Annotated in this window: 13 protein-coding genes; 10 read left to right on the top strand and 3 right to left on the bottom strand. The window is 46.2% G+C overall.

Annotated elements, in window-relative coordinates; translation table 11 throughout:
- Positions 1–36: 36 nt before the first annotated feature.
- A complete protein-coding gene (locus tag KD145_RS18725; RefSeq protein WP_212000723.1) occupies positions 37–741 on the bottom strand; it encodes a rhomboid family intramembrane serine protease in 705 nt (234 codons plus the stop codon).
- A gap of 125 nt (positions 742–866) precedes the next feature.
- Positions 867–2285, bottom strand: a complete 1419-nt coding sequence (gene rlmD / locus KD145_RS18720) for a 23S rRNA (uracil(1939)-C(5))-methyltransferase RlmD (RefSeq protein WP_212000721.1) — start codon at positions 2283–2285, stop codon at positions 867–869.
- Positions 2286–2382: 97 nt separating this feature from the next.
- Here rlmD and KD145_RS18715 point away from each other — a divergent pair, with 97 nt between their 5' ends.
- From KD145_RS18715 to KD145_RS18695, 5 genes are all read left to right on the top strand, one after another.
- Entirely contained in the window at positions 2383–3789 is a 1407-nt protein-coding gene (locus KD145_RS18715; RefSeq protein WP_212000719.1) for a TlpA family protein disulfide reductase, read from the top strand.
- A 123-nt stretch (positions 3790–3912) separates the two neighbouring features.
- Positions 3913–4626, top strand: coding sequence for a porin family protein (locus KD145_RS18710; RefSeq protein ID WP_212000717.1), 714 nt, complete (start codon positions 3913–3915; stop codon positions 4624–4626).
- Positions 4627–4769: 143 nt separating this feature from the next.
- Positions 4770–5390 carry a porin family protein gene (locus tag KD145_RS18705; protein ID WP_212000715.1) on the top strand — a complete coding sequence of 207 codons (621 nt, stop codon included), beginning with the start codon at positions 4770–4772 and terminating at the stop codon, positions 5388–5390.
- 214 nt (positions 5391–5604) lie between these two features.
- Positions 5605–6270, top strand: a complete 666-nt coding sequence (locus tag KD145_RS18700) for a porin family protein (RefSeq protein WP_212000714.1) — start codon at positions 5605–5607, stop codon at positions 6268–6270.
- 141 nt (positions 6271–6411) lie between these two features.
- Entirely contained in the window at positions 6412–7134 is a 723-nt protein-coding gene (locus KD145_RS18695) for a porin family protein (protein WP_212000712.1), read from the top strand.
- 286 nt (positions 7135–7420) lie between these two features.
- Here the strand turns inward: KD145_RS18695 and KD145_RS18690 are convergent, their stop codons facing one another.
- Positions 7421–8374 (bottom strand): methylenetetrahydrofolate reductase, encoded by a 954-nt coding sequence (locus KD145_RS18690; RefSeq protein ID WP_212000711.1) that lies wholly within the window; start codon positions 8372–8374, stop codon positions 7421–7423.
- 172 nt (positions 8375–8546) lie between these two features.
- Between KD145_RS18690 and lptB the strand changes: the two genes are divergently transcribed.
- The 5 genes from lptB (at position 8547) to KD145_RS18665 (ending at position 13537) form a co-directional block, all read left to right on the top strand.
- Positions 8547–9308 carry an LPS export ABC transporter ATP-binding protein gene (lptB, locus tag KD145_RS18685; protein WP_212000710.1) on the top strand — a complete coding sequence of 254 codons (762 nt, stop codon included), beginning with the start codon at positions 8547–8549 and terminating at the stop codon, positions 9306–9308.
- A gap of 22 nt (positions 9309–9330) precedes the next feature.
- Complete coding sequence (locus KD145_RS18680; protein WP_212000709.1) at positions 9331–10863, top strand: GH3 auxin-responsive promoter family protein; 1533 nt, start codon at positions 9331–9333, stop codon at positions 10861–10863.
- Between the two features lie 17 nt (positions 10864–10880).
- Positions 10881–11630: a 3-oxoacyl-[acyl-carrier-protein] reductase gene (gene fabG, locus KD145_RS18675; RefSeq protein WP_212000708.1), complete on the top strand. Its 750-nt coding sequence runs from the start codon at positions 10881–10883 to the stop codon at positions 11628–11630.
- Between the two features lie 105 nt (positions 11631–11735).
- A complete protein-coding gene (locus KD145_RS18670; RefSeq protein ID WP_212000707.1) occupies positions 11736–12368 on the top strand; it encodes an RNA polymerase sigma-70 factor in 633 nt (210 codons plus the stop codon).
- Positions 12369–12439: 71 nt separating this feature from the next.
- Positions 12440–13537 carry a FecR family protein gene (locus tag KD145_RS18665; RefSeq protein ID WP_212000706.1) on the top strand — a complete coding sequence of 366 codons (1098 nt, stop codon included), beginning with the start codon at positions 12440–12442 and terminating at the stop codon, positions 13535–13537.
- Positions 13538–13559: the final 22 nt, after the last annotated feature.

Raw genomic sequence — 13559 nt, 5'->3', positions numbered from 1 at the left:
TTTCAATACAAAATTACGGCTAAATATAGTCTTGCGTCAATAAAAATCAGTTCTGTTCCTCTTATTCCAGCCTTTCAGCAGGAGGTACGCAAAAAGTGCGCCGCCCAGGTGAGCAAAGTGTGCCACATTGTCCTCCGGAGAGTTTTGTATCCCGGCCCATACTTCCGTCAGGATCATAAAAGCCACAAAGTATTTGGCCCTTATGGGGAAGAAATACAGGAAGATGATAGCATTGGGGAAGAGATAGCCAAAAGCAAACAGGATACCGTATACCGCGCCGGAAGCGCCTACTACGATGCTGTTGCTGTAAGCGAGCATATATTGTTTGACATATATTTTCGCCATATCGATAGCCAGTGTATTACCCTGTGCAATAGCCTCTTTCATATCGCTCATGCTGATATTGGCATTGTCCAGATGGAACTTCTTATCCAGCGCCACGAAGTTGCTGAACGTAGGGTTGTCCAGGAAAGCATTGGCATATTTGGCCAGGGTCATATTCTCATAGGTCTGAACGCCCATATAACAGAGCGAAGCGCCTATGCCGCATATCATATAAAAGATCAGGAACCTTTTGGACCCCCACCTGTTTTCCAGGGTAGCGCCAAACATCCAGAGCGTAAACATGTTCATGAGCAGGTGCCAGGGATCGCTGGTAGAGTGCATGAACAGGTGGGTGATGAACTGATGAGGCCGGAATCCCGGTGACCCCCAGTAATGGAGAGCAAAAAGGTCATTCATATCATACCCGTACTTTTTAAGCAGGGTAATCTGGACCAACCAAACCAATCCATTTATGATCAAAAGGTTTTTGATCACCAGGGGTAAAAACTGAAATTTTCCGGGCCTGTACTCGTTCATTATTTCTATTTATTTTCTCTTTTCTTCAGCAATACCACATTTTCGATGTGGTGGGTATGCGGAAACATATCTACGGGTTGTACCTTTTCCACCGTGTACAGCGCATCCAGCAAAGCCAGATCTCTGGCCTGTGTAGCCGGGTTACAGCTTACATAAACGATTTTTGGGGCAGCAATCTCCAGCAGTTTATTGACCAGTTTTTCGTGCATACCAGCCCGTGGAGGGTCGGTAATAATAACGTCCGGCTGTCCGTGATGGGCAAAAAAAGCATCGTCACAAATATCCACTACATCACCGGCAAAAAATTCTGCATTGTTTACCTGGTTACGGGCTGCATTTTCCCGGGCATCATCAATCGCTTCCTTGATCAGTTCAATGCCCACAACTTTCCGGGCTTTGCGGGATACAAAAATACCAATACTACCGGTACCACAGTACAGATCGTATACAATTTCCGAACCGGTCAGTTCTGCAAAGTCACGTGTAACCTTATATAACACTTCGCCCTGGTAGGTGTTTGTCTGAAAGAAAGATTTCGGACCTATTTTAAATACAAAGTCCTCCAGTTTTTCTTCTGCATAACCTTTACCGGAATACACCTGTGGTTCCAGGTCGAAGATGGAATCGTTTTTCTTGGGGTTGATGGTATATAACAGGGTGGTGATAGCTGGTACTGTTTTCTGCAGATGGTCCAGCAGCGCTACCCTGTTTGCCTTATCTTCATGATGGATCACCAGGTTCACCATAATCTCCCCGGTTGTGCACAAACGTACAACAAGATTCCGCAGCCAGCCTTCCTGCAGGCGGATATCATAAAAAGACAGTTCATGTTGTATGGCGTACTCCCTGATGGTGTTGCGGATGAGGTTCACCGGTTCCTGCATCAGGTAACAGGTGTTGATATCCAGCACCTTGTCGAACAGTTTGGGCACATGAAAGCCCAGTGCCGGCCTTACAGGAATTTCCTCCCCGTTCAGCGCCCTTACTTCTTCGTTGGTGAGGTATGCCTTGTTGCTGAAGGTGAATTCCAGCTTGTTGCGGTAGTGCTCTGTATGGGCTGATCCCAGGATGGGGCTCATGGGAGGGAGGTTCAGCTTACCGATACGCTGCAGGTGATCTGCCACCTGTTGCTGTTTGTATTCCAGCTGCAGGCTGTAAGGCATCATCTGCCACTTACAACCGCCACAGGTACCAAAATGCGCACAAAATGGTTCTACCCGTTTGTCTGAGTAGGCATGAAAATGAATGGCTTTTCCTTCGGCCCAGTCTTTTTTGTTTTTACTCAGTCGTACGTCTACAATATCGCCGGGCATTACACCACCTTCAATAAAGATGACTTTACCGTCCTGCCGCGCCAGGGCCTTACCTTCTGCGGCATAGCCGGATACAGGTACTTTTTCTAAAACAACATTTTTTTTCCTCACGGCTGCAAAGGTAAAAGGAATTCGTGAATCGGTAATCTTAAAAGGATATACCAATTACCTTTTTTACCCTTATTTTTACATATTGTTACCAATTCCTATGCGTAAAATATTTTTCCTGCTCCTGGCAGCACTCGCTTTACAGTTAAACCTGCAAGCACAGGGTTATCAGCTTTCCATTAAGCTGAAAAATTATACCAGTGGAAAACTGTTTCTGGCCAATTATATGGGCCGGACCACCTACCTGGCTGACTCTGCCGACGTATCTCCTTCCGGGGAAGTTATCCTGAAGGGGAAAACACCCCTGTTGCCCGGCATTTATCTGATCGTACTGCCCGGCAAACAGCAATATGTGGAAACACTGATCGACAAGCAGCAGGTATTCAGTGTAACAATCGATACCACTGACCTGATCAACAAAACCGTTTACAAAGGCTCCCCGGATAACGATCTGTTTCTGGAGTACAACCGGTTTATCTTCCAGCAGGAAGCGCTTACCCATAATATTGCCAGCCAGCTGAAAGCTGCGCAAACAGCTGCAGACTCTGCCAAGGTGCTGCCTTTACAGCAGGAGCTGGGTAAAAAACTGCAGCAATACCGGCAGGAACTGGTCCAAAAAAATCCAAATGCTATCCTGTCGGCCATTTTCAAGGCCATGAAAGAGCCAGAGATACCACAGCAGCCGGCCGGAGAAGATTCCACTTTTGCTTATCGTTATTTTAAAGGCCATTACTGGGATGATGTAGAGCTGTCCACAGATCGTCTGGTTAGAACGCCGGTACTGGAAGGCAAACTGAAGAAATACTTTACCCAGCTGGTGGTAAATATGCCAGACTCCATCATTGCAGACTGCGACGCCCTCATAGCCCGCACCCGCAAGAGCAAGGAGGCATTCAAATTTGTGCTCTGGTGGCTTACGTATAACTATGAAAGTTCTCCTTACATGGGCATGGATGCTGTATTTGTACACCTGGTGGAGAAGTACTATGTGCCAGGGGATGCTTTCTGGCTGAATGATGAACAGCTGAACAAGATCGTTAACCGGGCTTACACACTGGCGCCTAATCTGATCGGGCAACAGGCTGCCCCGCTGGAACTGAAGGATACTGCCTCCAGACCTGTTTCCTTGTATAAAACAAAAGCCAAATTCACCGTCCTGGTATTCTGGGATCCTACCTGCGGCCACTGTAAGACCGAAGTGCCACGTCTGGATTCCGCTTTTAAGGCCAGCTGGAAAAATAAAGGGGTAGCCATCATCGGTATCAAAACAGAAGGTACACGGGAAGATTGGCTTTCCTTTATTAAGGAACATAAGCTCAATGGCTGGATACATGCACTGGATGCAGATAATACGACGAACTATCGCCGTTTGTATGACGTGTATAGTACACCGGTAGTATACCTGCTGGATGAAAACAAAAAAATCGTTGCCAAGCGCCTGGCGGTAGAACAGCTAAACGAATTTTTAGAACATGCCGGACAAAAAAAGATAGCTGCAAAACTGTAGAAAACGGGGTGTAGAATGTAGAATATACGCCTCTGTTGTTATTGAAAATCAATTGTTTAGTAAAATTTAACATTCTTTTGGCATACTCTTTGAATTTTGGCTGCCGGACCAAAATTTAAGGTTATGACTAAGAAGACGATTTTCCTGTCATTAGCAGCGATGGCGATTTCTGTTGCAGCGATGTCGCAAGCCCGTGTAGGCGTTAAAGGTGGTTGGAACCTTTCCAATATTACTACTACTAGCGGCGGAAGTACTGAAGACGCCAAAACGTTGTCAGGCTTCAACGTAGGTGTCATAGCGGATTTGCCGCTGGTGCCACGTATCCTGTCTTTTCAGCCGGGAGTTTTTTACACTACAAAAGGAACCAAGTCAGAAGTAGGAGATAAGAACCATGTATCTCTTACGAGTCCTTATGCTAAGTATAGCCAGAACCCATCTTATATCGAAGTTCCGTTGAATCTTATTGGCAAGCTGCCTATAGGAGAGGGTGCCAGCTTGTTTGCCGGTGTCGGCCCGTATTTTGCATTCGGGGTGGCAGGCAGGAACAAATATGAAGCAGTCACAGTAGCTGGTGCTGCCAGTGGGTCTTCAGACATCAAGTGGGACGATGATACCCCTTTTAATAATGGCGACTTGAACCAGGGCCGTGACAAGTGGAAAAGGTTTGACTGGGGAGGCAATGTGCAGGTTGGTGCGGAGATCAGCAATTTCCTGATCAGTGCGCAGTATGGAATTGGCTTTGCCAAAGTATATTCCGGACAGGATAACAACGCAGATGATAAAAACAAGAACCGGGTGTTCAGTGTTTCCGTTGGTTATCTGTTTGGAGGCAGATAATAACCCTTTAACAAAACAATTCTTCTCTCGTTTTGTAATTACAGCAAGCAAAAAGTACAGGCTGATTATAATAGATCAGAAAGAAAAAAGTGGCGCCACCGCCTGTTGGTGCCACTTTTACCATCATCCAAATACACATAAAAATGAAAAAAGTATTTTTATCTGTGGTCGCTTTAATGATCGCAGGTGTTACATTTGGTCAGGTGCAGTGGGGCATCGTTGCCGGCCCTCAGTTTTCAAGTGTAAATACAAGATTTGCCGGAGGGTCAAAGGAAACCAGTAGCATTCGCGTGGGTTTACGGGCAGGGGTAACTGTTGATATTCCTATCGGGGATGATTTCTATGTTGGTACCGGACTGCTGTATGCCAACCGGGGTGGTAAGTTTAAGCATGACCTGGGCAAGGTCGATTTATCTTACCTGCAGTTGCCTGTCAATTTTATGTTTAAACCGGAAGTGGGAAGTGGCAGACTGGTGTTGGCATTAGGTCCTTATGTAGCACTGGGTTTGGGCGGTAAATATAAAGACCTGCCTATTCTGGGTGATCCTAAGGCGTTTAAAGATGAAGCCACTGCTGTGTACAAACTGAAACGCTTTGATGCGGGTGGTAATTTTCAGGTGGGTTATGAAATGCCGATAGGCTTATATTTTGGCTTAAATGGCGACTTGGGAATGGTCAACTCGTTTGACAACACCAGCAATGATCGTAAGTTCAAGATGTCCTCCTTTGGTGTATCAATAGGATATAAGTTTGGTGGACATTGATTGTTGTAAGACCCTCATAATAATTAATTAACTGGCTGTCAGGTAAGTTCCTGACGGCCTTTTTTATTGAATTCAAAACCTTTTGATTAGTTTCGCCCTATAAACCATCGATTGAAATAAGAATCCCGGTTAAAGTTCATAACGATATTTCGAGATACACTGATTATTTAATCCCGTAGTACAGTTCTAGATGAAGTGTTTTACAACCCTATGTGTGTTGGCCTGTTTGGCCTGTGCCACTACTGTTGATGCTCAGGTAAGTTTAGGCCTGAGGAGCGGTTATGTTAATGCCGGTATGGATGTTTCCTCCGGGGGCAACGGTAATGCAGATATGAAATCCTTGCATGGCTGGCAAGCCGGCTTTTATCTGAATGTTCCGCTTTTCCCTAACGGAGCGCTGCAACCTGGGTTCAGCTTTATTACCAAGGGGGCCAAGCTGCCGTTTACTGGAGAACAAAATGTAGGCGTGGCACTTCCGGGTGCTACCCGGATAAAACTGCAGTACCTGGAGCTGCCTGTTGATCTGGTATATAAGATACCGATTGGCATTGGTAAGCTGGCGCTGGGTGGTGGAGGCTATGCAGCCTATTGCACGCGTGGAGACTATGAGCTGGCTATTTATAAGGAGGGGCAGTTGCTGCAATCCAGCTCCCAGCGGCTGGACTTTAGCAAGGATCCCAATGTCTTTTCAACCGGCCTCAATCTGCAACGCTGGGATGCCGGCTTAAATGCGACGGCAACGATTGAGTTTAACTGTTATCTTACCTTGGGTGTCAATTACAGCCATGGATTAGTAGATATTGACAAATCTGCCGGCTCGGTAAAAAACCGGTATTTCGGCATCAGTCTTGGGGTTCTGCTGAATCGGGAAGATTGGTAAAAACAGAAATATAATAGAAAAAGGTTCTTCTCAAATAGGGAAGAACCTTTTTTATTTGCTCGATAATTTTCTGTAAAAGACATTTTTAGATATGATATATATGCATATATATTTGCAAATCATATTTAATTTTCTCTTTCTATGAAAAAGCATGTTCTGTTAATCGCCGTAGCACTGGTAGGATCCCTTTCCACTTACGCGCAGGTAAAATTTGGAGTAAAAGCTGGTTTAAACGTTGCCAGCACCAGCCAAAAAGTTGACGACAAAAAAGTGGACGGTCTTAAATCCATGACTGGCTTCCACGTTGGCGTTATTGCCGACATCTCCCTGGCAGAAAACTTTGCCCTGCAGCCAGGATTACTCTACAGCAAAAAAGGCTTTAAATTCCAGGAAAAAGAAACTTCCGGAGAAGCTTCCGCAGGTCTGAAAATGACTACCAGCATGAACTATCTGGAAGTTCCCATTAACTTCCTGTACAAAACTGAGCTGGGTTCCGGTAAATTCTTCGGTGGCTTCGGTCCTTATGTAGCACTGGGTCTGGGTGGTAAAACCAAATATTCCGGTCTGGTTGGCGTTGGCACTGGCATCATCGGTGCAGATGGCGATTCAAAAGTTAAATTCGACGGTAAAAAATACCCTGTAGACGGTACTGCTGAGGAAAAAGCAGCGTATAACAAAGATTCACACTACAAAGCACTGGATGCTGGTGCAAACTTCATCCTGGGTTATGAACTGAAAAATGGTCTGCAGTTTAGCGTAAACTACAGCCTGGGTCTGACCAACAGTGCAGTTGAAGATAAAGAATCTCACAAAAACAGATACTTCGGTGTTTCCGCAGGTTTCCTGTTTGGTGGTAAAAAATAATGTAACTACTTAATAGTTAATCAATTAAAGGCAAAGAGGCCGTCCGTAAGGGCGGCCTCTTTTTTTTTGACACGAAGTAGGGGTGACGATTTTGGTGTGCGTCTTCTTTACAGAAAGTTGCTTCCCGAAAGGGTTGCGATGATCATTGGACAGTTAATTTAAATGTGTGACAGTTATAGGGATATGCCACTACGTCTCTACGTAATGGCATTATATATGAAAGAAAAGCAAAAAAGGGAAAGACTTTCGTCATTCCCTTTCTTATTTATATAACAATGGTTAATCCTTACATGATGGCTTCCACCGCTTTGCGTACCACATTGGGCTTGCCCAGCGTATAGTAGTGCAGTACCGGAACACCAAACTGTTTGAGCTCCCTGGACTGGGTAATCAGCCATTCGGTGCCCACCTGTTCTACTTCTTTGTCCGTTTTACAGCGCAGTATCTCGTTAGACAGCTCTGTAGGCAGGTCTACGTGGAAAATACGCGGCAGTATGGTCATCTGCTTTTTGGAAGTGATTGGCTTCAGTCCTGGTATGATCGGCACAGTGATGCCCATTTCACGGCATTTGGCCACAAAATCAAAAAATTTCTGATTATCGAAGAACATCTGAGTAACGATATAATCTGCTCCGTTTTCCACTTTGCGCTTCAGATGTCCCATGTCAGTCTGCATATTGGGTGCTTCAAAGTGTTTTTCCGGATAACCGGCCACACCGATGCAGAAATTGGTTTTTACACCGCCCTGCAGATCGTTTTCCAGGTACATCCCATTATTCATATGTGCTACCTGGTCCAGCAGCTCAATCGCATAACTATGCCCATGCGGGTCGGCTTCGAAGAACGTTTCGTTTTTAGGGGCATCTCCTCTGAGTACCAATACGTTATCTATTCCTAAAAAATTCAGGTCTATAAGGGCATTTTCCGTTTCCTCCCGGCTAAATCCGCCACAGATAAGGTGAGGGACGGCATCCACGGTGTAGTGGTTCATGATGGCGGCGCAGATACCTACTGTACCGGGGCGTTTGCGGATCTCCACCTTATCAAAAGAGCCGTCGGCCTTCTTTTTGAACATATGCTCACTGCGGTGGTAGGTCACGTTAATATAGGCCGGCTTGAATTCCATTAACGGATCCAGATGGTCGTAAATAGATTCGATGCTTTTACCTTTCAGCGGGGGGAGGATTTCAAAAGAAATCAGGGTATCCTTCGCCCGGGCAATATGTTCTGTTACTTTCATCGGTTGTGAGCTTTGCGGAATAATGGCTGTTTGGTCCAAACCTTATTCCTCCTGAAAATTTATGGGAACAAAAATAACATATCCCCCCATCAATATCATAGGTTTTTTCATCTTAAGAGAACTATAACTAGGCCAAGTGAATGAAATGCTTAATTTTGCTAAGTTTGATCATATGGCATTAAGAATACATACGGACCAGCTGGTAAAGCGCTATGGGGCCAGAACAGTGGTAAACCACGTGTCTGTGGAAGTATCCCAGGGGGAGATAGTAGGGCTGCTCGGCCCTAACGGGGCGGGTAAAACCACCTCCTTTTACATGGTAGTAGGGCTTATCAAGCCAGACCAGGGCAATGTGTACCTGGATGATATCAATATCACCAAGTTACCCATGTATAAAAGGGCTAAAATGGGGATAGGGTACCTGCCACAGGAAGCTTCGGTTTTCCGGAAACTCAGTGTGGAAGATAATATCGCCGCCGTACTGGAGATGACCGATCTGAAAAAGGCTGCCCAGAAAGAAAAGCTGGAAGCACTCTTAAGTGAATTCCGCCTGCAGCACGTCCGTAAAAGCCCCGGAGACGTATTGAGCGGGGGAGAGCGCCGCCGTACCGAAATTGCCCGGGCACTGGCCGTAGATCCCAAGTTTATCCTGCTCGATGAACCTTTTGCCGGTATCGACCCTATCGCTGTGGAAGATATCCAGTCTATCGTAGCTAAACTCAAATACAAGAATATCGGTATCCTGATCACAGACCACAACGTGCAGGAAACCTTGTCCATTACCGACAGGGCCTATTTATTGTTTGAAGGGAAAATCCTCAAATCCGGGTCAGCCGAAGAACTGGCCGAGGATGAACAGGTGAGAAAAGTGTATCTTGGCCAGAATTTCGTTCTGCGGAGAAAGAATTATCTGGACGAAGCAGCTAAACAATAAAAAACACGCCACAGCATCCTATATGAAAATTTTAAGTCCTGCCATATCACAACTCGCACGTCTGCGCATGGGACGCATCGTATACTTCATGCAGTATCCCGTGCAGGTGCAGCAGCAGGTATTCCAAAACCTTATCAGCGCCGCCCAGTATACGGAGTTTGGCAAACAATACGGCTTTTCCAAAATCTATAAAATAGAGGAATATAAACAAAGGGTCCCTGTACATACATATGATACCATCAAACCGTATATACAGCGTACCATGGAAGGACAGCAGAATGTGCTGTGGAACACCCCGATCAAATGGTTTGCAAAATCCAGCGGTACCACCGCCGATAAAAGCAAGTTTATTCCCGTAACAGTGGAAAGCCTGGACGAATGCCATTACCGCTCCGGCCGGGATGTTATTTCCCTGTATTACAATAATTTCCCTGATTCCGACGTATTTACCGGGAAATCACTGGTCATCGGTGGAAGCCACCAGGTAAACAAACTGTCGGAAGACAGCGACTCCTACTTCGGAGACCTGAGCGCCGTAATGCTGCAGAACATGCCGTTCTATGGCAACATGATCCGCACTCCCGACCTGGAAATCGCCCTGATGGACGAATGGGAAGAAAAGATAGAACGTATGGCCAATGCCGTCATCCACGAAAACGTGACCTCCATTGCCGGCGTTCCTACCTGGACCATCGTTCTGATCAAACGGATCTTTGAACTGACCGGGAAAGACAACCTGGCTGATGTATGGCCCAATCTGGAACTGTACATGCACGGTGGCGTGAGCTTTACTCCCTACCGCGACCAGTTTGCCAAACTGATACGCAATCCCCTGATGCACTATCAGGAAACCTATAATGCTTCGGAAGGTTTCTTCGCCGCACAGGATGTAATCGGTGAAGAAGGGTTGCTCCTGTTCCTCAACCATGGCATCTTCTACGAGTTTATGCCAATGGAAGAACTGGGGAAGGAACATCCAAGGACACTCCAGCTCCAGGAAGTGGAAACCGGTAAAAACTATGCACTCATTATCAGCACCAATGGTGGTCTGTGGCGTTATCTGGTAGGAGATACCATTCAGTTTACCTCCCTGCTCCCTTATCGCATTAAGGTGAGTGGCCGGACCAAATCCTTTATCAACGCCTTCGGAGAAGAAGTGATAGTGGAGAATGCTGACAGCGCCATCGCCAAAGCCTGCGAAGTTACCGGCGCCGTGGTAAACGATTATACCGCTGCTCCCGTATATTTCAGCGACCATGGTAACGGCGGACACGAATGGGCAATAGAATTTGAAATAGCACCGGAAAACCCGGACAGCTTTGCTACCGTAATGGACAATACATTAAAATCCATTAACTCGGACTACGAAGCCAAAAGGTATAAAAATATTGCCCTGCGCCCTCCGGTAGTACATGTATTGCCCAAAGGCACTTTCTGTGAATTTCTCAAAAGCAAGGGTAAACTGGGCGGACAGCACAAAGTGCCTCGTCTCAACAATGACCGCAATTATCTCGAAGAAATTCTGAAATTCGCGGCAGAGAATATGAACACTTAAAACCTATCAACTATAACATGAAATTACTGGAGAACAAAGTAGCGATTGTCACTGGCGCGAGCCGCGGTATTGGAGAAGCGATTGCATTGAAGTTTGCAGCACAGGGAGCCAATGTGGCCTTTACCTATGTAAGCTCTGATGAAAAAGCGAAAATCCTGGAAGATAAACTCCGGGCGCTGGGCGTACAGGCAAAAGCTTATAAGTCAAACGCAGGTGTGTACGAAGAAAGTGAAGTGTTGGTATCGGAAGTGCTGTTAGAATTCGGAAAAATTGATATCTGCGTAAACAATGCAGGTATCTCCAAAGATAACCTGCTGCTGAGAATGAGCCCCGATCAGTGGGACGACGTGATGAACATCAACCTGAAGAGCGTGTACAACATGACCAAACAGGTAATCCGTCCTATGATGAAAGCTAAATCCGGTAGCATCATCAACATGAGCTCCGTAATCGGTATCATGGGAAATGCCGGACAAAGCAGCTATGCCGCCTCTAAAGCCGGTATCATCGGTTTCTCCAAATCCATCGCACAGGAACTGGGCAGCCGCAATATCCGTTGCAATGCCGTAGCTCCCGGTTTTATCGAAACAGATATGACCAGCTATCTCAAAGAAGGAGAAGCTGCCACTGGCTATATCCAGCAGATTCCGCTGGCACGCTTTGGTACTCCGGAAGATATCGCCAATGTATGCCTCTTCCTGGCTTCTGACCTCAGCAGCTATGTGACAGGCCAGACAATCAGCGCCTGTGGCGGATTGTGCATGTAATATTCCTGAATAGATATAAAACAGAAACGCGGGTAAAACACCCGCGTTTTTTTATCCTGTTAACTTGTCGTATCTTTTCATGACGGTGTAATATATCTGTCTGCAGTGAACATTGAATCGAACAGTGAGGTGAACAATGAGCAAATACCATCAGTTGTCCAGGACCAGCATACTTTGGAGGAAGTAAGTTTAAATATTAAACAGGATCAACGCCAGCTACCAGCTTTTGAAGGCCTCTTCAAAGCGCATTATGCTGCACTCTGTACTTTCGCCTTTGATTTTGTAAACCGCCATGAACTGGCGGAAGAAATTGTACAGGACACCTTCCTCCGTATCTGGGAACGTTATGATGAACTGGATATACGAATATCTGCAAAAGCCTATCTGTACCGGGCCGTTCAAAACAATTGCCTCAACTATATCAAGCAGGACAGAATCAAAGCACGATATGGCCACGAACTACTGCAACAGCTGGAATCCCGTATCGCCTTAATGAATATGCCCGCTGCACCTTCGCCGGCAGAACGGCTGGAACACTCCGAACTGGAACAGATGGCGGAAAAAGCCATCGGCAAACTGCCACCACAGTGCCAGGACATCTTCCGCCTAAGTCGTTTCGAACAGCTGAGTTATCCCGAAATATCCCGTCAGCTGGGCATCTCCGTGAATACCGTGAAAACACAAATGACCCGCGCCCTGCAGCGTTTGAGGGATGAATTACTGCCGCTGCTAAAATAATTCCGGATTTTTTTTAAAGTCTTGTCACCCTGCTGTGATCAGAAAATTGTCTTACTACTTGTTTTATAACTATGCAGCCTAACTATTCAAATGGGCAGATGGATGACCTGATCACACAATTTTTGTCTGGCAACATCTCCACGGAAGACCAAAGAGCGCTGGAAGAATGGATCGACGCCAGCCCGGACAACCGCGCGTACTTTACAGCGCTGCGGGATGTTTGGATGGCCACCGCCACCCCCGGGCATTATACTGCTGATGCGGCCTGGCACGAGCTCCAACAGATCAATGCTCCGGTATCCATAAAAAGATGGAAACAGGTGCTGCGAATGGCAGCCTCTTTTACACTTCCTTTTGTATTGGGTGGCGGCGTAGTGTTTGCCTGGCTCTCTCTTAAAAAAGGAGACAATGGACAGGGACTGGTGACAGTGACCAGCCCTAAAGGAGCAACCACCAAAATAGAACTGTCTGATGGTACAGAAGTATGGCTGAATGCCGGTAGCAGCCTGCAATACGCCTCTTCTTTCAATAACCACAGCAGGGAGGTGAAACTGGAAGGAGAAGCTTTTTTTAAGGTTCATACCGATTCACGGAAACCTTTTACGGTAAATGCAGCTGATCTGAAAATACTGGCGCTGGGGACCTCCTTCAACGTGAAGGCATATCCGGAAGACAAAGGTGTAGTGACCACACTGGTGGACGGAGCAGTAAGAATTGACGGCAGTCAGACAGCCAGTCCATTCAAAATAATGCTGAAACCGCACCAGCACGTTGTGTATAAACAACCAGCCACCATCACAGGTAACAACCAAAAGGGAATAACTGCCGGAACAGCAGCTTCCATCACCCCTGTAGAAACCAGAGAGGTGAGCAACACAGAGATATACACAGCCTGGAAAGATGGAAACTGGATCGTTACCAGTCAATCACTGGAAGAACTGGCCATCACCATGGAACGCAGGTTTAATGTAAACGTGATCTTTAAAGATGAAGCACTCAAAACATTCCGCTTCAGCGGTACATTCCGCCAGGAGACACTGGAGCAGGTGCTCAATATTCTGAAACTCACCGCACCACTGGACTATAAAATAGAAGAAGGAACAGTAACCATCAGAGAGGACAAAGCACTGAAAGAAAAATATGCCAACGCCCTGCGAAACGGTAAATAAGTCAAAAAGCAGGCAAATGAAA

The sequence above is a fragment of the Chitinophaga sp. HK235 genome (genome assembly GCF_018255755.1).
Classification (GTDB): Bacteria; Bacteroidota; Bacteroidia; order Chitinophagales; family Chitinophagaceae; genus Chitinophaga.
Note: the sequence above shows the minus strand (reverse complement) of the source record. Positions and strands in the feature narration are given on the sequence as shown.

Bases quoted from the DNA above. Each gene is read 5' to 3' on its own strand.
- KD145_RS18725 (WP_212000723.1), bottom strand. From the start codon at position 741: ATGAATGACCTTTTTGCTCTCCATTACTGGGGGTCACCGGGATTCCGG.
- KD145_RS18715 (WP_212000719.1), top strand. From the start codon at position 2,383: ATGCGTAAAATATTTTTCCTGCTCCTGGCAGCACTCGCTTTACAGTTA.
- KD145_RS18710 (WP_212000717.1), top strand. From the start codon at position 3,913: ATGACTAAGAAGACGATTTTCCTGTCATTAGCAGCGATGGCGATTTCT.
- KD145_RS18705 (WP_212000715.1), top strand. From the start codon at position 4,770: ATGAAAAAAGTATTTTTATCTGTGGTCGCTTTAATGATCGCAGGTGTT.
- KD145_RS18695 (WP_212000712.1), top strand. From the start codon at position 6,412: ATGAAAAAGCATGTTCTGTTAATCGCCGTAGCACTGGTAGGATCCCTT.
- KD145_RS18690 (WP_212000711.1), bottom strand. From the start codon at position 8,374: ATGAAAGTAACAGAACATATTGCCCGGGCGAAGGATACCCTGATTTCT.
- lptB (WP_212000710.1), top strand. From the start codon at position 8,547: ATGGCATTAAGAATACATACGGACCAGCTGGTAAAGCGCTATGGGGCC.
- KD145_RS18680 (WP_212000709.1), top strand. From the start codon at position 9,331: ATGAAAATTTTAAGTCCTGCCATATCACAACTCGCACGTCTGCGCATG.
- fabG (WP_212000708.1), top strand. From the start codon at position 10,881: ATGAAATTACTGGAGAACAAAGTAGCGATTGTCACTGGCGCGAGCCGC.
- KD145_RS18665 (WP_212000706.1), top strand. From the start codon at position 12,440: ATGCAGCCTAACTATTCAAATGGGCAGATGGATGACCTGATCACACAA.